The 23,215-nt window shown below is 53.3% G+C and carries 19 protein-coding genes; 8 read left to right on the top strand and 11 right to left on the bottom strand.

From position 1 onward, the window contains the following. Nucleotides 1-16: 16 nt before the first annotated feature. Nucleotides 17-496 (top strand): hypothetical protein, encoded by a 480-nt coding sequence (locus tag K9U15_RS14430; protein WP_301156484.1) that lies wholly within the window; start codon nt 17-19, stop codon nt 494-496. Nucleotides 497-724: 228 nt separating this feature from the next. On the opposite strand, the gene K9U15_RS14425 is transcribed toward K9U15_RS14430, so the two are convergent. Beyond that, nucleotides 725-1,519, bottom strand: a complete 795-nt coding sequence (locus K9U15_RS14425; protein WP_301156483.1) for a hypothetical protein — start codon at nt 1,517-1,519, stop codon at nt 725-727. Between the two features lie 57 nt (nt 1,520-1,576). After that, the gene (locus tag K9U15_RS14420; protein ID WP_301156481.1) at nt 1,577-1,972 is read right to left on the bottom strand and encodes a hypothetical protein; all 396 of its coding nucleotides are present in this window, start codon (nt 1,970-1,972) and stop codon (nt 1,577-1,579) included. Nucleotides 1,973-2,018: 46 nt separating this feature from the next. Here K9U15_RS14420 and K9U15_RS14415 point away from each other — a divergent pair, with 46 nt between their 5' ends. Beyond that, a complete protein-coding gene (locus K9U15_RS14415) occupies nt 2,019-2,657 on the top strand; it encodes a restriction endonuclease (protein ID WP_301156479.1) in 639 nt (212 codons plus the stop codon). Nucleotides 2,658-2,788: 131 nt separating this feature from the next. Here the strand turns inward: K9U15_RS14415 and K9U15_RS14410 are convergent, their stop codons facing one another. Both K9U15_RS14410 and K9U15_RS14405 read right to left on the bottom strand, forming a co-directional pair. Then, the gene (locus tag K9U15_RS14410; protein ID WP_301156477.1) at nt 2,789-3,985 is read right to left on the bottom strand and encodes a nitrate/nitrite transporter; all 1,197 of its coding nucleotides are present in this window, start codon (nt 3,983-3,985) and stop codon (nt 2,789-2,791) included. Between the two features lie 255 nt (nt 3,986-4,240). Further along, nucleotides 4,241-5,815: a helix-turn-helix transcriptional regulator gene (locus tag K9U15_RS14405; protein ID WP_301156476.1), complete on the bottom strand. Its 1,575-nt coding sequence runs from the start codon at nt 5,813-5,815 to the stop codon at nt 4,241-4,243. Nucleotides 5,816-6,181: 366 nt separating this feature from the next. On the opposite strand from K9U15_RS14405, the gene K9U15_RS14400 reads away from it, so the two are divergent. The 5 genes from K9U15_RS14400 to K9U15_RS14385 all read left to right on the top strand — a co-directional run bounded on the left by K9U15_RS14400 (nt 6,182) and on the right by K9U15_RS14385 (nt 11,123). Further along, nucleotides 6,182-8,758 (top strand): molybdopterin-dependent oxidoreductase, encoded by a 2,577-nt coding sequence (locus K9U15_RS14400; protein ID WP_301156474.1) that lies wholly within the window; start codon nt 6,182-6,184, stop codon nt 8,756-8,758. Between the two features lie 2 nt (nt 8,759-8,760). Next, nucleotides 8,761-9,582, top strand: a complete 822-nt coding sequence (locus K9U15_RS14395) for a 4Fe-4S dicluster domain-containing protein (RefSeq protein WP_301156472.1) — start codon at nt 8,761-8,763, stop codon at nt 9,580-9,582. Nucleotides 9,583-9,647: 65 nt separating this feature from the next. Further along, complete coding sequence (locus tag K9U15_RS14390; protein WP_301156470.1) at nt 9,648-10,118, top strand: VOC family protein; 471 nt, start codon at nt 9,648-9,650, stop codon at nt 10,116-10,118. Nucleotides 10,119-10,138: 20 nt separating this feature from the next. After that, nucleotides 10,139-10,360 (top strand): zinc-ribbon domain-containing protein, encoded by a 222-nt coding sequence (locus K9U15_RS14580; protein WP_367316896.1) that lies wholly within the window; start codon nt 10,139-10,141, stop codon nt 10,358-10,360. A 382-nt stretch (nt 10,361-10,742) separates the two neighbouring features. Next, nucleotides 10,743-11,123 (top strand): AAA family ATPase, encoded by a 381-nt coding sequence (locus K9U15_RS14385; RefSeq protein WP_301156469.1) that lies wholly within the window; start codon nt 10,743-10,745, stop codon nt 11,121-11,123. Nucleotides 11,124-11,250: 127 nt separating this feature from the next. On the opposite strand, the gene K9U15_RS14380 is transcribed toward K9U15_RS14385, so the two are convergent. Both K9U15_RS14380 and K9U15_RS14375 read right to left on the bottom strand, forming a co-directional pair. Next, nucleotides 11,251-12,945 (bottom strand): hypothetical protein, encoded by a 1,695-nt coding sequence (locus K9U15_RS14380; protein WP_301156467.1) that lies wholly within the window; start codon nt 12,943-12,945, stop codon nt 11,251-11,253. A 917-nt stretch (nt 12,946-13,862) separates the two neighbouring features. Next, nucleotides 13,863-15,371: a helix-turn-helix transcriptional regulator gene (locus tag K9U15_RS14375; protein WP_301156463.1), complete on the bottom strand. Its 1,509-nt coding sequence runs from the start codon at nt 15,369-15,371 to the stop codon at nt 13,863-13,865. Nucleotides 15,372-15,703: 332 nt separating this feature from the next. Between K9U15_RS14375 and K9U15_RS14370 the strand changes: the two genes are divergently transcribed. Next, nucleotides 15,704-17,578 carry an FAD-dependent oxidoreductase gene (locus tag K9U15_RS14370; RefSeq protein WP_301156461.1) on the top strand — a complete coding sequence of 625 codons (1,875 nt, stop codon included), beginning with the start codon at nt 15,704-15,706 and terminating at the stop codon, nt 17,576-17,578. Between the two features lie 84 nt (nt 17,579-17,662). On the opposite strand, the gene K9U15_RS14365 is transcribed toward K9U15_RS14370, so the two are convergent. From K9U15_RS14365 to K9U15_RS14345, 5 genes are all read right to left on the bottom strand, one after another. Further along, a complete protein-coding gene (locus tag K9U15_RS14365; protein WP_087198768.1) occupies nt 17,663-17,983 on the bottom strand; it encodes a DNA-binding transcriptional regulator in 321 nt (106 codons plus the stop codon). Beyond that, entirely contained in the window at nt 17,980-18,333 is a 354-nt protein-coding gene (locus K9U15_RS14360; protein ID WP_087198769.1) for a type II toxin-antitoxin system RelE/ParE family toxin, read from the bottom strand. Before K9U15_RS14360 ends, K9U15_RS14365 begins: the two co-directional genes overlap by 4 nt. Before the next feature lie 81 nt (nt 18,334-18,414). Beyond that, complete coding sequence (locus K9U15_RS14355; protein WP_301156457.1) at nt 18,415-18,813, bottom strand: nuclease-related domain-containing protein; 399 nt, start codon at nt 18,811-18,813, stop codon at nt 18,415-18,417. 227 nt (nt 18,814-19,040) lie between these two features. Then, on the bottom strand, nt 19,041-21,818 hold the full coding sequence (locus K9U15_RS14350) for a metallophosphoesterase (protein ID WP_301156456.1): 2,778 nt from the start codon (nt 21,816-21,818) through the stop codon (nt 19,041-19,043). Nucleotides 21,819-22,313: 495 nt separating this feature from the next. After that, nucleotides 22,314-22,925 (bottom strand): helix-turn-helix domain-containing protein, encoded by a 612-nt coding sequence (locus tag K9U15_RS14345; RefSeq protein ID WP_301156455.1) that lies wholly within the window; start codon nt 22,923-22,925, stop codon nt 22,314-22,316. Nucleotides 22,926-23,215 lie beyond the last annotated feature (290 nt).

Raw genomic sequence — 23,215 nt, 5'->3', positions numbered from 1 at the left:
ATTAATGACAGCGAGTATGGCCAATAAATCAGGTGAAAAGGTGTCCAGGCAACCATTTCCACAATTAAAAAAAATAACTGTATTCATACCGAGCGCAACGGGAGGAGCTCGCCAAGGCGCGAGACTTCTAAGTCGCTCTCCATGTAGAAGAGTCTATGGCTCGAACGGAATTGTTCGACGGCTTTACACTCGCTACGCCTTTGTAACTGGTGGGCGCTACCCAAACACCGTCTTCTCCTTGCGCCATAATTGTTTTGTAGACCTCGATTTCGCCTCCAACAGGGTAGGTGCTCGCGTCGGCGGCAAGGAAAGTGTACGTAATGTATTCCGTATCGCTTACATACTCGATTTGAAAGAGCAGGTTGTACGCCGCAGTGCCGTCGATTATCAGATGCTTGAGGTTTCCGCCCTGCACGTTCTGCTCGCAATATACAACGTCTCCCGCCTGATTCAAAAGCCTATGTATTATGGGTTTTCTGTGGCGTTAAGCCCATAGCTCGCTTCGTTGAGGATTTTTCAATTAAAGCGAGGTGATTCTCTCCCATTTGGCTCGACTCCTCGTCGTCAGGCAGTACCTCCTCAGGGGGATAGTCGAACACCGATAGCGAGAGCTCGATGTCGAAGGACTCTTCTTGCGTGTAGTCAAGGGTGTACTGCCATTTGGCGAAGGCCCCGGAAACGGTCATGGCGATTGCCAAAACGAAAACCAACGTTGCCCTGATCATCATTTCACTTCACCGCGTATCAGGCGCAAGCGCTTCTGCTTCTCGTTGTAAAGCTTTTTCTCCATAATGGGCGAAACGATTGTCGTCCCCAATGCAAACAGCATGCAAAGCCAGCCTGCAGGCGACTGCATGAAAAGCACGAAGCTACCGATGAAGGGGATGCGCTCACCATAGTAGATGCCTTTCATCTGCGAGTAGAGAACGGGATATCGATCGGGGCGGTCGACCGCGTCGCCTTGCAAAAGGTAATGATACTCGTTTGGGTGCTGCTCATTCGGCGACTCGATCCCGACAATTCGATGCACGATCAGCGTCTCGTCCACCTCGTACACGACAATATCGTACAGCTCCAGGTCCTCTTCCTTGGGAATCTTGTACGTGGTGATGAGGTCGAAGGTTTGGATCCTGTCATCGATGCCGAGGTCATCCAGGTAAGAGTTGTTCGCATGCACCTTCGCCATAGAGCCAGTGTTGACCACACGGTAGGTCGGAATGTTCTCAAAATAGGTGCTTTGTGTGCAATTGACGTACATAGAAGAGAAGAACACAACGGCAAGAAAAGCGAGCAGAAGGCAGGATGCGGAAGAATACAATATCTTGACGAACTTGCCGTCTTTCTTCCGCCTCGCTTTTTCATCCTCCGTTATAAGCCTTTCATCTTCGTGCCCGCTTCGAATCAGGCGAACGCATAGCCGGTAGATAGTAGAGATGCAGATAGAAGAAAATCCCACTAGTAGAACGAACACTACCAGACACAAAAAGAAGACGTATATTTCATACGGCGTCATTTCCATACCAAATCCCTCAAACAAAGCGAGCGCCGGCCGCACCTACGCGTCGGCGCTCGCCGTTTACGGACTAGTTAACCGTACCGTCAGTGACCCTTGCAATAATAACGTTGCCGGCCAACGCCGTCCGGTGTCCAGGACAAACGTACCATTGAGCTTTATCTGCTCTTTCAAATCATTCTCATCGAGGGTATAGGTGAAGACGCCGCCTTCTCCTTTGGTCCAAGGGAAGATGTTATTGAGCACGTCGTCGCCGGGGTTTTTGAAGGAGAAGATGTCCTTCCCATTGTACTGCATCGACGTGGTCGTGTTGAAATAGAGCTCGGATTCGACGCCATTCTCCTTGATGTCTGTTGATGCGTTGGCGGCGGGGGTAAACGTAACCGTCAGATAAACAGCATTGCCATCGCTTGAGCTAAAAACGAGCTCTGCCTCGTGATCGCTGTTCGCCTGGTCCACGGTGAGAATCAGGTTGCTCTTGATCTCGTAAGTGCCGTTCGCTCCCGTGAATGTCGCATCGGCAATCGTGGCCTTTGCTTCAGTGTTAAACGTCGGCGATATCGTTCGTTCCTGCTTCGCTATATCAGAAGAAGTTATGGGTGATTTATACCAGGCTGTTAAACAACCCGGAGCCTATTTTTTAAGTAATGCGATGGAAGAACAGGATGCGTCAGAAATCCGTTACGCAACCATCGAGGATGGAATTGAGCGGATTAAAGATAAAATCCTAACACTTTCATGGGATGATGCAGAGTTGCTTGTTGCTGGATTTTTTCGAGCAATAGGCTATAAGACAACTATGACGAGCAAGGGGAATGATCGAGGTCGTGACATCATCGCATCGCATGATGGTTTAGGTTTGGAATCTCCTCGCATCTTCGCTGAGGTCAAACATCGTAAAGGACAAATGGGGGCACCACAGGTTCGTTCCTTTATAGGAAGTTTGCGTCCAAACGATAGTGGTCTGTATGTAAGCACCGGCGGATTTTCTAAAGAAGCTCGCTATGAAGCGGAGCGTGCAACCGTGCCAGTGTGCTTGCTGGATCTCGACCAGTTTGTTCGTTTGCTTATCGAAAATTATGAATCAACCGACATGAAAACGAAGGCTCTTCTTCCATTGGTTCGCGTCTATTTGCCGGCATAGTTAAAAGCTAGATTAAAACTAAGATAAATCTAGTCAAATTTTTATGTTACACCGAGTTTCCTTTATATAAATAAGAAACCCCTGCGACAGGTGACCGCAGGGGTTTCTTATCAATTGGCTTTATCTTGGTGCTACTTCAGCTTCTTGATGAAGATACCGCATGCCAAGCCGACAACGGCAACCGGCACGAGGAGCATCAAGCTAGCGGAGTTCCAACCAACAGAGGCGGCCAGAGGACCGAACGCGGCGGAGCCGATAACGCCACCCATGTTCTGCAGGAAGGCGACGATAGCCATGCAGAAGCCAATCTTGGCTGGGTCGCGGGCGTACAGTGGAACGCTGGAGAACACGCCCGTTGCGCAGCAAGCGGAGAACACGCTGAACCCGACAACGAACACGTAGGTGAGCGTCAGGTTGTCGCCAAACGCGAAGGTGAGCATAACCACTGCGCCAACCATAGCGAAGACCATAAGGCTCTTATGCAGGTTGAACTTGTCAGCGACGAAACCGGAGATCGGGCCAAGCGCCAGAACGAGGATGTTGGTGATGCTGGACACGGAACCAGCCTGCTGAGTATCCATCTGGTATACGTCGGTCAGGTAGCTCGGATAGAAGCCTCCGATTGCTCCAGCGTTGAAAATATTCCAAGCGCAGAAGAGTACGGCGATCAGGATCACGCTGACCATATCAGGCTTGAGCTTGATGGAAGTAGCCTGGGCCTCCTGCTGCTCGGCAGGCTCCTTCTTGGCTTCGATGTAAACCAAAACTACAAAAACGATTGCGATGACTGCAACGATGCAGGCGAACCACCATGCGGCACGCCAAGTCCCGGCAGCGGCGTAGATGAACGGAACAACGTTGAAGGCCACAACGACGCCAGCTGGGAACCATACGCTCCAAATACCCATCGCAAGACCCTGCTTGTTCTGGGGAATGACCTCGGCGACAGCGGCAGGACCCACAACGGAAATGAGACCCATGCCAATGCCCTCGATGAAGCGAGTGGCCAGCATCATGGTCGCACTCTGGGCGAGTGCGCCCGCCCCTGCGCCAATGGCCAGGGCGGCTGCGGTGATGATCAGGCTCTTCTTCGCTCCCAGCTTTGCAAGAACGCCGCCAGCGGGAAACGCTAGAACAACGCCGATAAGCGAGAAGATCGACATAACCCATCCGATACTGGCATCGGTGAAGCCGAGTTCGCTGGTGAACTCGGTGGCGAACAAAACGGGAGCCTTAAACTGGCAGAAAGCCGCGAGAACACCCACTAGAAAAATCGAAGCGAACATAAGCCAGCGTCGGCCCATTGTGATCTCAGAGGCTTTGTTCATAAACTACCCTCCTTGGACTTCGAAGATTCGCCAAGCCCTGCCCCCCGTTGGGTCCCACCGCGTTTTCGGTCGGTAGGTTGCGCTTTCGGTTGGCAGTGCAGCGTTCTTCATATTGTGAAATAAGGAGAATCGAGCGAATCAACCCCTTGCGGCGAGAGTTGGTTCGCACTTGGCGTAGCAAAGAATAGGGGCGAAGGCCCGATTGCGCATCACCCCTATAGCCATAATTTCAAATAATTGGTCGTATCGAGCGGACTAATTCAGTGATCCCTTTCGCTCTTCGACCATATCGAGCAGTTCCTGCACCGAATGTATCTCAAGTTTCTTGTAGATATTAGAGATATGGGTCTTTGCGGTGTGGCCGGAGATGTACAGCGCGTTCTGCACGTACTCGGCGTTTCGGCCCTTCGCAATGAGTGCGAACACATCCTTTTCGCGAGGGGAGAGCTGGTATTCGTCGCAAATCTGCTCACAGGCGGTTTTCCAGCGACCCTTCATTTCGGTGATTGCATCGTCCTCGGCTCCGAAACCCCCGATATTTTGAGCGTTTTCACTAGTCCAAATGTTATCCGTATCCAAAAACAACAGCAAAACCGTAACAGCGCAAACAAAGGCGGAAGCGGTGGTTACCAGGTTAGCGAGCAGCGGGTAGTCGCCGAACAGCTGAACGACGAGAAAGCTCAACGCAATTCCCAGGGTGAAGGCCCCGTATTCCGCAGCTCGATTGTAACCCAAGGTAGACTCGGCATTAAGATCGAAGGAACGGGTTAGGTTAATTAAAAAGGAAAGCGTAGCCATGTCGAACAGGGTGAAGCCCGTCATGGCGAGGGCGGACATGGCAACCGAAGGCCACCCTTCGACGAAAGGAACGAAGGATATGCCCAGTAAAAACAGAACCACCGAAATAAGATGTGCGGGCATAAGGTCCTGATGCTCCGGAGACCTAAGGTACACTATGTAAAGTATTCCGCCCGCAACCCCAAATCCTAGGGTGGAAAGCGAATTGTCAACGCGGAAGGGAATCGAATCCCCTAGCGTGGCAATGCCCTGCAGCAATCCGAAGCAGAAGGAAAACGCCACCAGCTGAGCCGTGGTCTTGTAGAAAAAGCCCGATGCACCCGACCAATTGTTCCTGCCCTTTCCGTGAAGGCTGGCCTCACGGTGCGTGGTGTTCCTTACGGCGGACAGGAACAGGATCATGGAGAATATGGGCAGCGCAATAAATACGACCAATGGCAAGTAGCCGGTAAGATTCCGAGCGAAATAGCAGATCAAGGCTCCAACGATGGCTGAAGCCGCCAAGTAGCTGACGGTGTAGTTCGTACTGCTCTCCGCATAGAAGCGAAACCAGAGCAGCATGAACAGGCCTTCGCAGAATCCCATCACACCTATGGAGCCATGGTACAGAACAGGCAGCGTGTTCGGCTTCACGAAGCCGAACACGAGGACGGCGACAACCGTCACGGCAGTGCTCGCAAAGCACATCTTGTTCATGAGGGAAGACATCCGCTCCTCATGTCGGCCGATAAGCCATCCGAAGAACAGAAACGAAAGGCATACCGATCCGTTCAAAACAAACTGGCCGATAAAGCGTTCCGATAGGTCGGGCGAAGCTTCCAGAGATAATTCGGGGAAGTATAGGATGAGAAAATGCCAACCCATGAGGATGCCGAAACCAAGCATTCGCAAAGGAACGGACTGGGGGACCTTCGGCCCAAAATCCGGAGGTTCGTCATCGAGGCTCTCTTCAACGCTTGAGGTATTCAATTGGTCGTCGGAATAGCTCGTTTCGCCATTCCTTAACCAAGACGCTTTCTTCAAAAAAGGCATCTTCGTCTCCCTGCAACGTCAAAAGAATTCTAAACCCAAGGAAACCATTGCTGCGCCGAGCAGTCAATAGCCAAGCTTGAGGGATGGCTTGGCTTCGTGCTATGGCTTTGAGTACTAGAGCGGTCGTTTGCCCAGTATGAGAGTTTGCGGTCATTTCAATCCCATCATCCGATTGTCCACAGCATCCAGATTGGCATACAGTCTCGTTCAATGACGGCTTGGCAAAGGCCCGCATTCTAGCTAAAGGCGAAAGGCGGGGGAGAATCGCCGTCATAACGACGGCGCCACGTAGGCGAGGGCAAAAAAGCCATGGTGCCACTTGCGGTAGTATTGGTGAAGAAAGAGAAAGAAGAGAGGAACGGAACTATGTCAGACAAGACAAAGACTGTCTACAAGTCTCTCGGTCTATGCGGTTTTGGCCTTGGTTCGAACTCCGCCGCAGTTGACGTGAAGGACGGAAAAATCGTCCGTATTCGTCCTATGCACTATGGCGAGAAGTACAACATCGAGGATATGCGTCCTTGGAAGATCGTTGCTCGCAACGGCGCCGTTCTGGAGCCCAAGACGAAGACGTGCCCCAGCCCTCTTCAGTATGGATACAAAAAGCGCGTGTACTCCAAGAATCGCATTCCCTTCCCTCTGAAGCGCGTTGACTGGGATCCCGATGGAGATCGTCACCCCGAGACACGCGGCAAATCCAAGTACGTTCGCATCTCCTGGGATGAGGCAACCACCATCTGCGCAAACGAGATTAAGCGCATCAAAGAGACGTACGGCATGGAAGCTTTGCTGCTGCAGTGCGACGGCCACGGCGAGTCCAAAATTCTCCATGCTGCTCATGGCTGCGAGCAGAAGCTTCTCGACCTTATGGGCGGATACACGCTGCAGGCCCGTCAGCCTGACTCCTGGGAAGGCTGGACCTGGGGCGCCAAGCACGCGTGGGGCATGGAGCCCGTTGGCAAGCAGGGCCATGTGGAGAACCTCTTCATGGATATCGTTCAGAACGGTGATTGCCTGATTATGTGGTCCGGCGACCCCGAGACGACTCCCTGGGGTTGGGGCGGCATGATGCCGGGTGTTCTGGAGAGCTTCCTTACCGAGGCCGGTATCTTCCAGATCTTCATTACCCCCGACCTGAACTATGCCGCTGCGGCTCATGCCGACAAGTGGATTCCGATTCTGCCCAACACCGACGCCGCTCTTCAGTGCGCTATCGCTTACACCTGGATCAAGGAAGGCCTGTTCGATCGCGAGTGGGTTGAGTCGCACTCCGTGGGCTTCGACTGGTTCGAGCACTACATCATGGGTAACGAGGACGGCGTTCCGAAGACCCCCGCTTGGGCTGCTCCGATTTGCGGCATCCCTGCACGTCAGATCAAGGCCCTGGCGCGTTATTGGGCTGATCATGCGGTGTCCATCGGCCACTGCGCCGGCGGTGGCATGATTCGCGCAGCCTACTCCTCCGAGCCTGCTCGCCTCGAGGTGTGCTTGCTTACCATGCAGCAGCTGGGCAAGCCGGGGGCAGGCCAGATGAACTTCATGGATGTGGGTCTGTTCGGCATCGACGACATCTACCCGATGCCCCGCTCCGAGTGTCAGCCCGATCTGAACTCCGTTTATCACGGCTGGGCAATGCTCACCACCCCGACCAACTTCATTCCCAAGACCCTGATTCCCCAAGCCATCATGAATCCGCCCGTTCATTGGTCCGGCGGTCACGTCATTGCCGGTCTCCCCGCTGAGGACCAGTTCATCGAGTGGGACTTCCCGCAGCCCGGCTGCCCTGGCATCCACATGATCTGGACTGACAGCCCCTGCTGGCAGACCTGCTGGAACGGCGGCAACGAGATGCAGCGTGCTCTGCGCCATCCCAACCTGGAGTTCATTATGGCCCAGCATCCCTGGATGGAGAATGACTGCCTGTTTGCCGACATCGTTCTGCCTACCACCACCAAGCTCGAGGTTCATGACATCTCCGCAGACCTCTATGGCTTGAACTACAACATGCTGATCCACGAGGAGCAGGCGATTCCTCACGTTGGCGACTCCCTCTCCGACTGGGAGTGCGTTATCGCCATCGCCGAGAAGCTCGGTCTGCGCGACGAGTACGTCGAAGGCACCGAGGAAGAACTCATCAAGAAGGGCTTCGACAACTCCGGCGTGCAAGATATGATTTCCTACGAGGAGTGGATGGAGAAGGGCTACTACGTCGTTCCTACCGCCGAGAACTGGGAGAATGACCGTATGCACCTGCGCGAGTGGTGGAAAGATGCCGATGCCGAGAAGTTCAACACTCCCACCGGCAAGGTCGAGTTCTACTCCACCGGCCTTGCAAAGCATTATCCGGACGACGAAGAGCGTCCGCCCGTACCTCACTTCATTCCCTACGGCGAGTCTCATCAGGAATCCCTGCTGCACCCGCGCGCTAAGGAATATCCGTACCTGCTCATCACCAACCATCCTCGTTGGCGCGTTCACGCGAACAACGACGATAACACCTGGATGCGCGAGTTCGAGACCTGCAAGGTCGTTGGTCCTGACGGCTACGCTTACGAGCCCATCTGGATCAACCCCGTCGACGCGGTCAAGGTCAACGTCAAGAACGGCGATATCGTCAAAATGTACAACGAGCGCGGCGCCGTCTTGGGCGGCATACGCCTCAGCGAGCGCGTGATCCCCGGTGCCATTTACCAGGATCACGGCGCGCGTGTTGACAGCATCGTCGTGGGAGAGTTCGACCGCGCAGGTGCGAATAACCTGATCTGCCCCTCCAACACCACTTCCAAGAACGCACCTGGCGAGGTTACCAACAGCTTCCTGGTCAACATCGACAAGGTCGACGTGTTCGAGCTTGCCAAGCAGTATCCCGAGGCATTCAGCAAGGTTTACGACAAGGCTACTGGCCAAATCGCCGAAACCGTCATCATTGATGAGGAGGCATAATCATGAAAATGTTTGTTATCGACGTAGCGAAGTGCGTGGGCTGCCGCTCCTGCGAAATCGTCTGCAAGGACGAGCATGTTGACAACGACTGGAGCCCCATAGCCCTACCCCAGCCTGACACCGGCCAGCACTGGATGACCGTCAAGGAGAAGGAGCGCGGCCAGGTTCCGAAGGTTACCGTTGCCTACACTCCCATTATGTGCCAGCATTGCAAGAACGCCCCCTGCATGGCAGTCGCGAAGGACGGCGCTGTGTATCGTCGCGAAGACGGCCTCGTGATCGTCGATCCCGTCAAGGCCAAGGGCCAAAAGGAAATCGTCGAGGCTTGTCCTTATGGCGCAATGTTCTGGAACGAAGAGCTCGACGTTGCCCAGAAGTGCACCGGTTGCGCTCACCTGCTGGACGATGGATGGACCGTCCCACGCTGCGTCGACGCTTGCGCTCACGACGCTCTCCGCTTTGGTGACGAAGAGGACTTCGCCGAGGAACTGGCGGCCGGCGAGTTGCTCAAGCCCGAACTCAACACCCAGCCCAGCGTCATCTATCTCAACCTTCCCAAGCGCTTCATCGGCGGCGAAGTTGCCGATCTCGAGAAGGAAGAGGTCATCATCGGCGCGAAGGTTACGCTGACCAACTTGGAAACCGGCGAGAGCATGGAAACCACTACCGACTGGTTTGGTGACTTCTGGTTCAAGCAGATTCCCGCTGCTGAGTATGCCATCACCGTTGAGGCCGAGGGCTATAGAACCCGCGAAGTCAAGGACTTCGTCTCCACGGTTGAAAAAGACCTCAACGTTGGAACCATCGCCCTGTACGAAGCCTAGTTCCAGCAAACGAGAATCGGGGAGGGTTCGCCCTCCCCGCATCCTGGCATCGAAAGGAGTTGTGCGTGAAGGCAATAGAGACCCATCATCAAGGCATTTACTGCAAGGATATCAACGAGTCCATTGATTGGTACTGCAAGATCTTTGGCTTCCGTCATCTATTCTCCACCGAGACCATGGAAGGCGATAAGCCTCTGAAGATGGCTTGGATCAAAAACGACGGCGGCATCATAATCGAGCTTCTCGAGACAGCTGACAAGTCGTGCGTGGAAGCGAACGCCGCCGCTCTCAACCACCTCGCTGTGCGCGTAGAGAACATGGACGAATTCGTGGCTCTCCTTAACGAGAACGGTGTCGATATCGAGGCAGGTCCGTTCGACGCTCTGTGCCCGTTCGATCGTCCTTTGGGCCAAGAAGACGACGACGTGTTCCAGGTTTACGGGAACGGCGGAGCAAACCTGAAGATCATGTTCTTCAGGGGTCCCGGCAACGAGCGCATCGAGGCAGTTCAGGATGATATCAGTCCGATTGAGTAAGACCACTAAAGGAGATTTACATGTGTTTTAGACCACCCAGCACAAGTGGGTCCATCAAGTGTCCCGATTGCGGTACCCAGAATGCATCTGACGCCAAGGTCTGTGAGAACTGTGGAGCGGAGCTGCCGGATGCTCCTTCTGTGCCTAAAGCTCCATCTGCCCCTAAGGCTCCTGTTGTCCCCAAGGCTCCCGGTGCCCCTATGGCCCCTTCCGCGCCGGCGGTACCTAAGGCCCCGAAATAGTTGTCAGCTCACCCCTGGCAGACGGTTAGTCTGCAATATGTAAGTGGCTGCGTTCGCCTTGTTGCGTTCGCGGCCACTTATCGTTTTGGGCTGGAAAACATACCGGCAGTGAATTATCGTGAAAGAATGATGACGAAAGGGGATAATTGCAATCTGACTTGCATTTTCTGTGCGTTTAGACGCTTGCAATCAGCCGAATGCCCGAATCGTGGCATCTGTTAGAGATGCGGCGATGGGCCCATAATATGGTGAAGGGAGCCATGTTCTCCTTAAGCTTCTGCCTAAATCGATAAAGAAAAACTCTGTTAAACCATTGAGCTATAATGCAGTTAGCTTGGTTATGGTCTAGCTAATGACAAGTACGAACCTCAGGAGTATTTGAATGAAATCTCTCGTTCACTTCGACGTTGAAGGACTAAATGGATATATCAATTTGTCGATCTCCTTCAGAAGCCAACTCGTTCTTCTTTATGGTCTAAACGGTTCAGGTAAGACCAGCGCAATGAAGTTAATTTCATTTCTATCATCGGGGAATATAAGGGGATTAACTTGCTCTATATTCGATAACGCCAGGTTGTTGGCCGAAGATATGAAAGGCAATGAAATGGGGCGCCCGAGGAAGGTGAAACCTAAAAACTGGCCGGATATATATGAAAAGTGCATATCGGGATTTCTTTCAAAAAATGAAGCATCAAAGCTTTTGAGTATATCGCCAAAAACCCTTAATAGGTGGCTCAAAGAAGAAAAAATCCGGAATAATTGAAGAACGGACAGCTCTGAAGTGAATCTGAAGATGGAGGCAGCGATTGCTACCCCCATCTCATAACTCAACGGCTAACTATCCAAACCGGTTAATAGCCCCGTTAGTTACCATGAAGAGTGTTTCGAGATTAACGCCGGAACGAAGTGCGGCGCGCCATCAGAACAACTATGCCAGCAACAATCGATAGGCAGCCAACAAGGAACGCTATAGAGCTGTCACCCGTCGCGGGTATTATCTTTGTCGCGCCAGGTTGGGATGCAGGATCTTGCATATCTACCTTCTCGATGACAGACGGACCCTCAGGATCTGCGGGTGCAGGCGTGGGGTCTACAGGAACTGTCAGCGCCGTGTTGACGAAATCAACCTGTACGGACCCGTCTTCTGTCAGGATACCCTGTGCCGCTTCAGGAATCATCACCTCGTAGCCTTCGGTTTTAGTCTCGGTTACGGTATAAGCAACAGGCGCGAGCTCCGTGCTCATTGCGCTGTTTACCAACATGCTAGCCGGAAGACCCGTCGCTGTGGCGCTCTCTCCATCGCGCAACGTGACTGTTGCCACACCATCCACGAACGTCATGCCCCCAAACACACCATTTACATTAGTATTGCTCAGCTTAACAGTGAACTCGAATTCCTGATTAGGATTGACGCTTTCACCATCGACGGTCTTCGAAACAGTTAAATCACCCGCTTGCGGGTAGCTAACCCAATACAGGCCATCCTTGAACCAGGTGAATGTCTTAATCAAGTTGTCGGGGCTGATGCCCGTGATGTTGAGGGTGTTGGAACTTGCCGCATTGGCATTGGCCACCAATTCCCCGATGTAGGCCGTACTGCCATCGGGATTCGTGCCCCAATCGACGTCGAAATCGTCCACTCCCGTCAAGGCCCAGCCTCCCTGGGAGCCCTGGGGCACCTGGTAGGCGGTATAGAAGTCAATCGTGCCAGGTTCTACGGCTTCCACGAAAAAGCTTCCCATCCCGAACGTGTTGTAATTCATCACGTCGGAAACCGTTTCACCCGCTTCACGCAAGTTGACCAACCCAACTACAGCGTTCGTTAGCTGATTGCCGCGCACGTCGGCTTTCAGCGCGCCCGTGTTCGTCTGGTCCTGGAGGACGATCTTGCAGCGCAAAGCATCGCTACCGATCACCGTATTGTTCGCAAAAGTCAGAACGCCGGCATCACCCGTACCGCCGTAATAGCCGTGCAGGGCGAACGAGCAGCCTTCAAACGTGTTACTCGTCACGCTTGCTCCGCTCATCAGAGTGCCGTCGCCGTACATCGATACGGCTTCCTTCAGATTGCTGAAGGAGCAATTCTGTACAGAGAACTGCGTGGTCCCTGTGTTGATGAACACGCCGCTGGCGCTACCCGAGCCGGCGAACGTGCATCCGATGACCGAGAGGTTGTTGCCCCTCACGCCAGATTCGGTGTAGTTCGAAACCGCAGCGACATACCAGGGGTTCGTCTGTGTTTCCACTGTAAAGGTGAGACCCTCGAGCGTCACATCGTTTGCCTCCCTGATAGACACACCGCCCGTGTCAAGGAACCCACCGCTGGTTGCAACAGGAGCATCAGAACTGTTCACTGTGCTCACAATGACATTCGCGCCATTGGCCGCCTGTACTGTCAGACCGTTCAGTCCATTCAATATCGTAAAGCGACTGTAATTACCCTCTTTGACCGTGATGGTCCAATTCTCTTTGTCGTTCTGCGTGTCAATGAAGTTGATAGCATCCTGGATGGTCGTGTAGACCGATTCATCTTCCCCGATAGCCGCTGCATCAACCGTCAGCGTCTTGTCACCGGTACTCGCCAACGCGCTGGGGGGGGGGCGCTATTATCAATGCGAACATCGCCATGAGGATTGCCACTGCTGCGATCGTCATGGCTCGGAGACTACCTCGTGTGTCCCTTACACAGAATCCCATGAACCTTATCCTTTCACTTGACCTTGCCGCTTTCCACCTATGTAGAGAACGTAAGAAACCATCCAGCATTCGATTTTCAGTAGTATTCGAAAGTCAGGTTTTTTGAACAGATAGTTCCGCTTCTTCGCTGTCCCAAATAACAAATGCCAGCACGATAAAAACCGCAGTACAACTCATATACGCCATCTTAATATGCTTAATTTAAACTATTTGAACATTTATGTATAGATTATTAAACAAAATAAACTTAGGGCCCATGACGGGCTACCACCAATAACATCTCTAACTGGGGATTGGGAGCTGCTTTCAGAATGAAGGCTGTTTAATTTGAATAATCACCAGATCAAGTTTCTATTCTCCACAAAAAAGTCTAAATAGTTGAATATCGGGGAAGAAGCTACGTTTGCTATGTTGCTAAGTGTAGTTTGTGGTTAAGGAAAGGATGGAGAAAAACATGTATAAAGAAGTGGGGAGGGAGGCAGGATTGGCACTTAAACCCTAGCTTCTATGCTTCTCGCAGCATGCGCCTTCGCGCTATGCGCGGCCTTGCCAGGGCAGGCGTGGGGTGCAACCACGGTAATGAATGGAGAGGAGCTAGAGAACGCATTCGCCACCAGTGGTGAGGTTGAGCTAGGCGGAGACTTCGAGGTCGACAAGACAATCACGGTTCCTGCCGGGGTCTCCATGAAGCTCGACCTGAACGGTCATACCATCACTGGGGTAGACAGTAACGACACCGGCAATTTCAGTTTGATTGACAACAGGGGCACCCTCCGTCCCTGAACCGAATGGAGCAGTTGCAGCCTTAGTCCCGATGGATCATCACTTCGGGGGCTTCGACGAGGTCGATGAGTTCCTGCTTACTGCTAACTCCAGTCTTCGCATATACACGTTTAACATGGGACCACACGGTATTCTGCGAGATGACAAGCGCATCAGCGATATACTTCGCTGACCGGCCTCGGGCCAAAAATTCCATAACTTCGCGTTCCCGCTTCGTCAACTCGGCCTCATCGGCAATATCGGCTATTCTCTGCTCATACGAATCGTCCACAGTTTCCGGCGAAATTGTACTTGAGCTCGTCTCAGGCAGGACCGGCATCGGTTCTGTCGTATTTTCATTCATTTCCGGTGTATTCTCGATGCTGGCATTTTGGTTCTTTACGCTAGATTCCCGGCCCTTCCGAACCACGATCATGAGCGCAATCACGAGTGGGTAAATCGCTGCGAATGCAAGAAGGGTAAGGAGCGATAACCCGAAATCGGCGCTCAAGCTTCCTAACAAAAGGCCGATCGAAAGGCCAACGAACAAAAACAGGCTTGACCCGCCGAGATACAGTCCTGAAAGCGTGTAGATGGAATGTGATAAGGTACGCGACCGTTCAACAATAAAGACGAGGAACATCATGCCGCAGACGTCATAACAGGTGATCATCACAAGCCCGGTAAAGGATCCGAGCAGCTCTCCCACGAACGGCAGCAATGACAAGATGACAAGCATGCATGGAAAACAAACTTTATACACGGTCGTTGGATCTGGCCGTCGGACAGTTACGGAAGCAAGAATCACCGTAATCGCTGTTGCAACTACAAGCGGGATCCACATGTTCACATCTCCAACGATGTGCTCCGAAGAAGAACCTAGAACAGAGGTATGTAAGATGCCCACAACCCCAACAAGTACAAACAAACATATGTAAGATTGAAACAGACGGAATTTCGAAGTGGGGGGGTGCTCGAGAGATACTGGGGATTCATATATCGGAATCGTTCGCCGGGCTGTTTTGAGCATGGCGCCCGATACAAGGAACAATAAAATCGATGCGATAGTCACGACGGCGCCAGATACCAAGGGGAGGAGCGAAACGAGAACGCCTTGAATCAACAGGGCACCTACGATTTGGTAGACAGCGCTTTGTGCTTTGCTCTGGGCTGCAAATACCTCAAGCCAGCATGCGCAGATGATAGTTGTGGAGAAGCCACATAACGCACCGAGCAGTTTCGCCGAGAACGCAGGAGGCAGTCCGGCTAGGAGATGAAGGGCATTCAATAAGAACCCCCCGACAAATGCAACGAGGGCGGGTGTTTGGGGAAGGCGTCCCGCAATGAGCTTTCCTGTACGAACAAGCCATACGATTCCAAAACCCGTCACGCATGCGGCGAGATTCATGGCAAGCATGAAATCAAGTTCAGATACAAACCCGATGCTTGATGTGACTGATCCCATCGCTGTCATATAGGCAAGCGATGTTGCCGTCTTGGTCAAACCGAATCCAACGGAGAACAGAACCGGTTCACCCTTTGCGATGCTCATTAGCCACCTCCGTACAATATTGTAATGCTGCCTTGGCATACCGTGTTCGAAAAAGTCTTTTAAACAGGCGGAAAGAGAAGGAATCCTGACCTTTTTCCATGTTCCCATGTTCACGCTGACCTGCAGGAAAGCGAGAGAATTAACCTAAAATCAATGATTTTCTCCTATCCTCCAAATGCACCAAGATTCGGTGATGTTGCATCCCTTACAAAAGGCGTAGCCTGCACGGAGGGCCAAAATTAGCCCCCGACAAACCGCCCGCCCAAACGCTTACCGAGCGATTGGAAGAGGGCGAATGTCTCCAAACAAATGTCTTAAGGAGGGAGAGCATTATGGAACTCGATCGCAGGAATTTTATCAAGGGGTCGATTGCAGTTGGCTCACTTGCCGCGCTCGGCGGATTGGCCGGATGCGCACCAAAGGAGCCCGACGCTAAGGACGAGACCGCAGAGACTGCCGAGAAGAAAGTTCCCGAAGAGTTTACCGATGGCAAATGGATCGGCAAGGCCATGGGCCACGATAACGAGGTGATTACCGAAGTTACCGTTTCCGGCGGCGATATCGCCAATATCAAAGTGCTGCGTTGCGATGACACCATTGGCGTCGGAACCGTAGCCGCTCCAATGATGGCTGAAAAGCTGCTCGAGACCAAGAACCTCGACGTCGATGCCGTCTCAGGCGCAACCACCACGTCGATGGCTATCACGATGGCGGTCAGGAACGCCATCGAAAATGCAGGTGGATCGGCCTCCGACTTCAGCAAGGGTCCCGTTGAGCGCACCGGTGGCACCGCGCAGACGGCCGATGTAGATGTCGTGTTCATGGGCGCCGGCACCGCCGGACTCGTCAGCGCGTGCCGTCTGCTCGAAGAGGGCAAGAAAGTCATCTTGTTCGAGAAGCAGGATATCCCCGGCGGTTCGATGTCCATGACCTATTCGGGTGTTGCTGCGGCAGGATCCGAGCTTCAGACCAACTATGGTCTCGGCCGCTTCGACGACAACCCGATGTTCAACAAAGACGCCATGCTCGCTGTCATGAAGAAGTACATCATTCCCGAGAATGACCGCTTCAATGGCGCGATGCCCTACCAGACGGCCATGTACGACAATTCTGGCAAACTCGTCGACTGGATGCACAAAATCGGCGTGGGCTTCTACAGCCTCGGCGTGAACAAGGCTTACGGTATCACGCCGTATCTGGCGCCGGGTTGCTATATGGGCGGGTGCGGATATGCGATGCAGTACCTCGTCGATCGTGTTGGGGCGCTTGGCGGTCAGATTGTGTATGCTACGTCGGTGACCGAGCTTGTGAAGAACGGAGAAGGTCGCATAACGGGCGTGAAGGCCGAAGGAAAAGACGGCAGCACTTGGGAGGTCTCGGCTAAGGCTGTCTGCCTCACCTCGGGTGGCTTCGCGGCGAACAACGAGATGATTGCCGAATACTATCCTGGTTACGAGGAGTACAAATTCAACTGCGCTCCGGGTTCCACCGGTGATGGAATCAAACTCGGCATCGCGGCGGGTGCCGCTGTTGAGTGCATGGGCCGCGAGCTCGGCGCCTACCTCTCCACGACCCCGCAAGCGGGTTCCCGTTTCGAGATTGCCTTCCTTTATCAGACCACACCCGGCATCATGGTCAACGGAAGCGGTAAGCAGTTCGGCAACATCATGTCGGACAACCATGGCGTCATGAGCAGGGCACTCCGCAACCCCGAAAACGGCGGACGCTTCTTCCATATCACCGACGAATCGGGCTACATTACCACGATGAAGAACGAAGCGTATGCAATGGACATCTACAAATGCCTCGTCGACCGTGGTGACATGGTGCACTATGATTCGGTTGAAGCGGCTGCTGAAGCGCTCGACTTGCCTGAACTCAAAGCGACGATCGATGCACACAACCAGCATGCACTTGCCGGCGAACCTGATGAGTTTGGCCGCAAGAACCTTCCCTACCTTGATACCTACAATGGCATCTGGGTGGTTACCTGCGAGCCGACTCTCTATCTCACCACCGGTGGCCTGGCAATTGACACGAGCTGCCATGTGCAGAAAGAGGACGGCTCCACCATTCCTGGCCTTTACGCAGCTGGCGACGTCTGCGGATCGATCGAGGAGAAGGACGGTCGTGTCTACGCGATGGGCTTCGATGCCGCAATGAACTATGGTTACATCATGGCCGAAACGGTAAAGGCGGAGATTTAATCATCCTCATCCGACAATCGCAACAAAAAAAGAACCCCATCCATATACGGGTGGGGTTCTTTCAATTGGTCTCGATGCTTGAAACTAGTTCTCCATCACGACGAAGCCATGTTTTTCTGCAAAATGAGAGTCTTCACGAAGGAGTCCCATCATTCGTCGTGCCGGTCCATCCGGACGGTTACGGCCGCATTCCCAAGCTTCCACGGTTTTGGTTGAAACTCCTAGGACATTAGCAAATGCCAGTTGCGTCAAACCAGCCTTGCGACGGATTTGCTTAATCTCAGCCGCACTAAATTCAGATGGGGGAGTGACTTTAACGGTGTTTCGTCGGGCGGTTCTTGCGCCCTGTTCAAACTCTATGGCTTCCGTCAATCCCTTTGCAATGCTTTCAAACATACTGCTCATTCTTGTTCCCTCCTTAACCGCAATGATTCCTCCAACCGCTCGATCATCATCTTGATTACCTTGCACTCCCTATCAGATAGGGTTTCCTTCTTACTTTTAGGATATGCAGTAATCAGATAAATAGTTTCAAATAAAGCGAAATCCACGTATGCCACGCGGGCACTTCCGCTCTTTCCCCTGCCAGGAAGAGAGACACGGACCTTCCTGAGTCCGCCAGTGCCCTTAATCACGGGTGCCTTTGCTGGGTCAAGCAGGAGTTCGAACTGCAGTTCTTTTAAATCATCGTCGGTCAGCCCCATGGCCTTCCATTGCCGGTCAAACTCCGGCATCATAATGAATTCCCGCTCCAATTTCCCCACTCCTTAATACTAATATACCCTACTGAATAGGGAGTAGTCAAAGAAAATTGGTATGGTTTGTAAATTGCAGTTTCAGCGATTCAAAGGGGTTCGTCGTTTAGGGCACGGTTTTCGCCGACTTTCACGTTTCTCCAGTGCTTTTATTATTGACTTGAGCTCGGCGTTCGTGAAATGCTCGCCAAGCCTATGCAGACGAAGCTTCAGAGCACTCCGGAGCATGTTCTCTTGTGTAATGGTGAAGTCTTTCGTGTTTAGCGGAACTTTTTTCAATTTAGCACGTGAGGTGAAAACGATGAGGTTCGTGCAAGACGAAGCGGGAACGTGAAGGTATCTGGCCACTGCTTCCACATGGCGAGTGTTCTGCTTAATGGGGTTATAAATTTTATAACGGGCAGGCTTTCTGCCTTGCTTGCCTTTCAAATGGACGATCCATTCGTTGAGGCGGTAGCTGCCAACGATCTTGATGGCCATGGCCGTAAGGAATGTATTGATTACGCATCAAGCGGCTGGCAGGAATGGTGCTAAGAATCTCAGCTATCTTGTCTTCTCCGGCTTGGCCGATTCTTCTAGTCTTTCTCAATCATGGTCGACTCCTATCACTTATATTTTTATTTTTTAGGCCCTTTTTAGACGCGACAGGAGGCGTACGGGGTTCGCATTTCTCCTGTCGCGTCATGAGGGTGTGGCGCTACTCTATACTACTCTTCCTCATCTTCGCTGAATTCACCTTTGATGAAGCTGCGGGCTACGCAGATGGCAGCTCCGGCGGTAGCGGCGACGCCGGCGACGATGCCACCGATGGTTACAGGATCTCCCGTCTGCGCCAGCTTCTTCGTCTGCTGCGTTGGTTGCTGCGTTGGGGTGAACGGGACGACTTCCTTGGCAAAGTCATCAGAATCAGCGCCGGGCTTCTCCTCCGGGTCGGTGCCGGGCTTCTCCTCCGGGTCGGTGCCGGGCTTCTCCTCCGGGTCGGTGCCGGGCTTCTCCTCCGGGTCGGTGCCGGGATCCACGGCGGCTGCGGCCACGGCGAGTTCGAATGCGGGGTTCTGCGCATAGCCGGCGGCGTATGTCACCGTATGAGTGCCCTCGACGGCAGGCGTGAAACGATAGGAAATGATCCCTTCGGCCTCGGTCTTGACGACGTCTACCGCCGTCCCGTCGGGACCGACGACGGACGGGATGCCCTGCAGCTCCCGCCCGTTCGCGTCGGCGAACAGCAGCGGGGGAATGACGTAGGCCTCGCCTGCAGTGGCCGTCCCGATGGCGTCGGGACTCGGGGGTGCGACCGTGGCTGCGACCGGCGCTGCCGCCGCATACAGATCGGCGGCCTGCGCGGCTGTCGCCACGCCGGGCGTCAGCTTGGCGAATGCCACCTTGCCTATCATGGGATGCTCCATCTCGCCGTCCTCTTGGACATCAGCACCTACGAACCAGCGAGTGAAGGCTGCGCTGGGCGCAGGGATCGACCCCGTGTTCCCTGTCGTCGATACAAGTTTGCCGTTCAGATAGTAATTCATGGTAGCGCCGTCGTAGGTGACCATGATGTGCGTCCAGGCATTCAACGGTATGGTGGCTTCGGTGAAAAGATAGCCAGACCCGGTATTAACGTAGTGCTGCAGCTTAGGCGCATAGTAGCTGAGATCCTGTCCAACGCCCTGTGCGCTGGAGAACAGGTCATAGTACTCGTTCGGCGGAGCTGCCGTGAACTGGAACAGCGCTTCAATCGTCTCAGCCTGCGCGACGGCCGCGTAGTCTTCATTAGTGAAGTCGTAGCCCACAGCTGAAGCCCCATCGAACACGGCCACGGGCACGCCGAACGTGTCGCTCTCGTAGGTCAGCGCGCCGGTGGGCACGGCGTTGTGCGGCGTTGGCGAGGCATCCTCATGGCTTTCCGTAGAAAAGTCCACGAACAGCAATGGTTCGCCCAGGGCCGGCGTGATTCGGACCGCCGTGCGGAACTCCGTCTCTCCGACAAGTGTTTCCTTCCCAAACGAATTCGCTGCGAATACGCGCAGCACATACGCGGTGTCCTCGACGAGAGATACACCGAACAGCGGGCGCTCGAACACCTCGGCACGGTTAACCTCGGCTTTGTAGTAGTCAGACATGAAACGCGCGTCATAAATTGACGTTTCGGGCATCGCCTTATTGCTTATCTCAACGCGATATGCGATGACGACATCGTCCTCTAGGCCCGAAGTGTCAGGTGTCACCAAATTGGCCGTAACGCTGAACGACGCGCCGGTCGCCGTGATGGACTCCTCGGGTACCGTCACTTCGGCGCCGTCCTGCACGAGCGGCGGCTTGCTGCGCTCGGCCATGCTGGAGTGTGTATAGCGGAAGCCGGTCGCGCCCTTCGACGGCTCGATGATCCAAGGCTCGCCGAGGGCACATCCGCTGCGGAAATCCAGGCGGTACACTGATACGGCGTGCGTTGCCGGGTCAATTTCTACGAGTTCGCACTGATTCGCGTCCCATCCGGCGGACGGGTGGCCGCCTGCGCTGCCCGTCTCGTCGTACCCATCGTTCTCCATCCAGAAGTTGTTTGCGAACGTGGCGGTTTGAATGAGGGTGAAACCGTCATCTTGGTAGATGGAACGTGGGTCAGCCATAGGGATGTGCGTATGGCCCGAGAAATGGATGAGTTGAGGATACTGCTGGCACAGGGAGCGGTAGAACTCTCCCGACTGCTCTCTGTTGGCGTTCTCGTCGAACTGGCCGTTCCAGCTGTTCGAGCCCGAATACCACACGGTGTTCGGGAACGGATGGTGCGTGAAGAGGAAGATAGGTTTGGTGGGATCCTCCTTAGCCGCGGACGCGCAGTGCTCGAGGATCCAGTCGCGCTTCGCCCCGTACCAACTGTTGTCGTATCCGCCCGGCTCAGGTGCAACCACCAACACATGATATCCGCTTACATTGAAGTCAGCATCCACCTGGCCCTCGTTCGGCCCGCCTGGGATCTGGAACGATCCTGCCACTTTCAGCTCCGAGGCGAGGAACGTCTTAAAAGCGTCCTGGGCTTTCTGTTTGTTACCACCCCAGTTGTAATATTCATGATTGCCCATGACGATGCCCACGGGCTTGCTCGCGTTCGCGTTCAAAATCTGTGCGAGCTCGACGTACTGGTCAGGACGGCCGGCGTCAGCCGAGTCGCCCACGAAGAAATGCGCATTGACGTCGGGCGCCATGGCATAGATGGCCGAGAACGCGGCGGGTATCTTGTCACGATAGTTATTGTTCTGGCTTGCGCCGACGTGGGTGTCGCTGTGAACGGTGAAGCGGATCTTGTTGCCAGAGAGGGTTGGCCAATGCGGGCTCTCGGGCTGCGTGAACGCGGCTTCGGCCTGCTGCTCGGGGAAGACGAGCATACCTCCGGCAGCCGTCACTCCGGCAACGGCTGCCAACTTAAGGAAGGTGCGGCGCGACACGCCGAACTTTCCACCGTCATAGGCTGATAAAAGCTGTTGAGAATCCATGGTGTCCTTTCGATTGCTGATAAGACGGTACGGGGCGTGCTTCATCGTAGAAGAGCGAAGTAAGAAATGTGCAAGAAGCACGTCAATCGAAGGAAAGGATTGTGTAATAGTTATGCGATGCTTAATCCGTCACTCATGTAGGGGGGATATTCAAAAACTCCGCACTTACCAAAAAAGTTAGAGCAACTGAAAGAAGATTATGGGCTCTTATCTACGCATTTTAGAAGCCAACCACCCAAGAGCGAGTTCTGACATAGCTTGATAGGACTATATATGAAAAAAACGCCAACCCACTCGTTTAGAACAGTGAATCAGCGCTTTCCTCGTACCCAAATGTCTTTAAAACTGCCAAAAAAGATTTAGATTTCTGCGAATTGATGGTGAAATACACTCTTATTATAATCCTTGAACATGTCTGAAAACACTGGTAAATAATAGCGGTCCCAGGATGCATAATTCCTGCTGACAATGGGGAATTGATACGATATCCTGTAGTTAAGAAAGTTCCTTAATCCGGATTTCCACCTGGTATTTCAAATGGTCGCCCATCATGTAGGAAAGTCCTCCGAGCTTTTTGCCAAGGGACTGTCCGTCATATTTGCCCGTCATCACGAAGCTGCACTCGATGGCCGGAAGAGCAGGGGGGATGTTCTCGCTTGGGGAAGTATCCGCAGCTTCTTTGGCTTGACTTGATTGTTGTTCCTCTGCATCAGGGGCAGGATTGTCGCCACTCGTCACACCGTAAGCCCGGTAGTAGTAATAGATCGTTTTATCGCTGATGTCCCATTTCTCGGCGATTTCCTTTGCGGTGAATCGCTTTTTGTATTCATAAAGCAAGATCATCTTCTTCTTGCGGCTTAGGGATTTGAATTCATCATGAGGAATGATGTGGTCATAAATGCTGGAGACGGTGACGGGGGATGTTCCTTCGTATTGCCGACGCTCTTTACCTTTCAACAAATCCGCTGGAGTCTTCACGGCGCCAACGTATCCTCTTTTCCCGGTTCTGCCATGAACCCCGTTTGCCGTGCGTTTTTTGTCACGCACCTCTTCGTTGAATGCTTTCTCAAAATCGTTCAAACCATGCGCACTTCCTTTGCTAGTCATATGCCTTCATTATAGCAAAATACCAGTTCAGACGGCTTATTTCTAACTAATTGCCTTGATTTTCTAGTCGTTTTCTTAAAATGACAGCCCTTATTCCAGGTTTTTTCGCGCTAAAAATCCAAGAAACGATTACCAGATTGACATTTCGAACGTATATTTGTCTAACTTGAGTCTGTCAAAACTGACTAGCCATGCCATGTTTCCGCTTGCTATGCTGGCATTCCTCCTTGGGCGCCGGAAGGAGGTGCTCCAGCATGCCCAAGAAACAAGGCGGACACCTGACCATGAAG

Source organism: Gordonibacter sp. RACS_AR68, from assembly GCF_030418485.1.
Lineage (GTDB): Bacteria > Actinomycetota > Coriobacteriia > Coriobacteriales > Eggerthellaceae > Gordonibacter > Gordonibacter urolithinfaciens.
The sequence above is the reverse complement of the archived record's forward strand: the minus strand, read 5'-3'. Positions and strand labels throughout refer to the sequence as shown.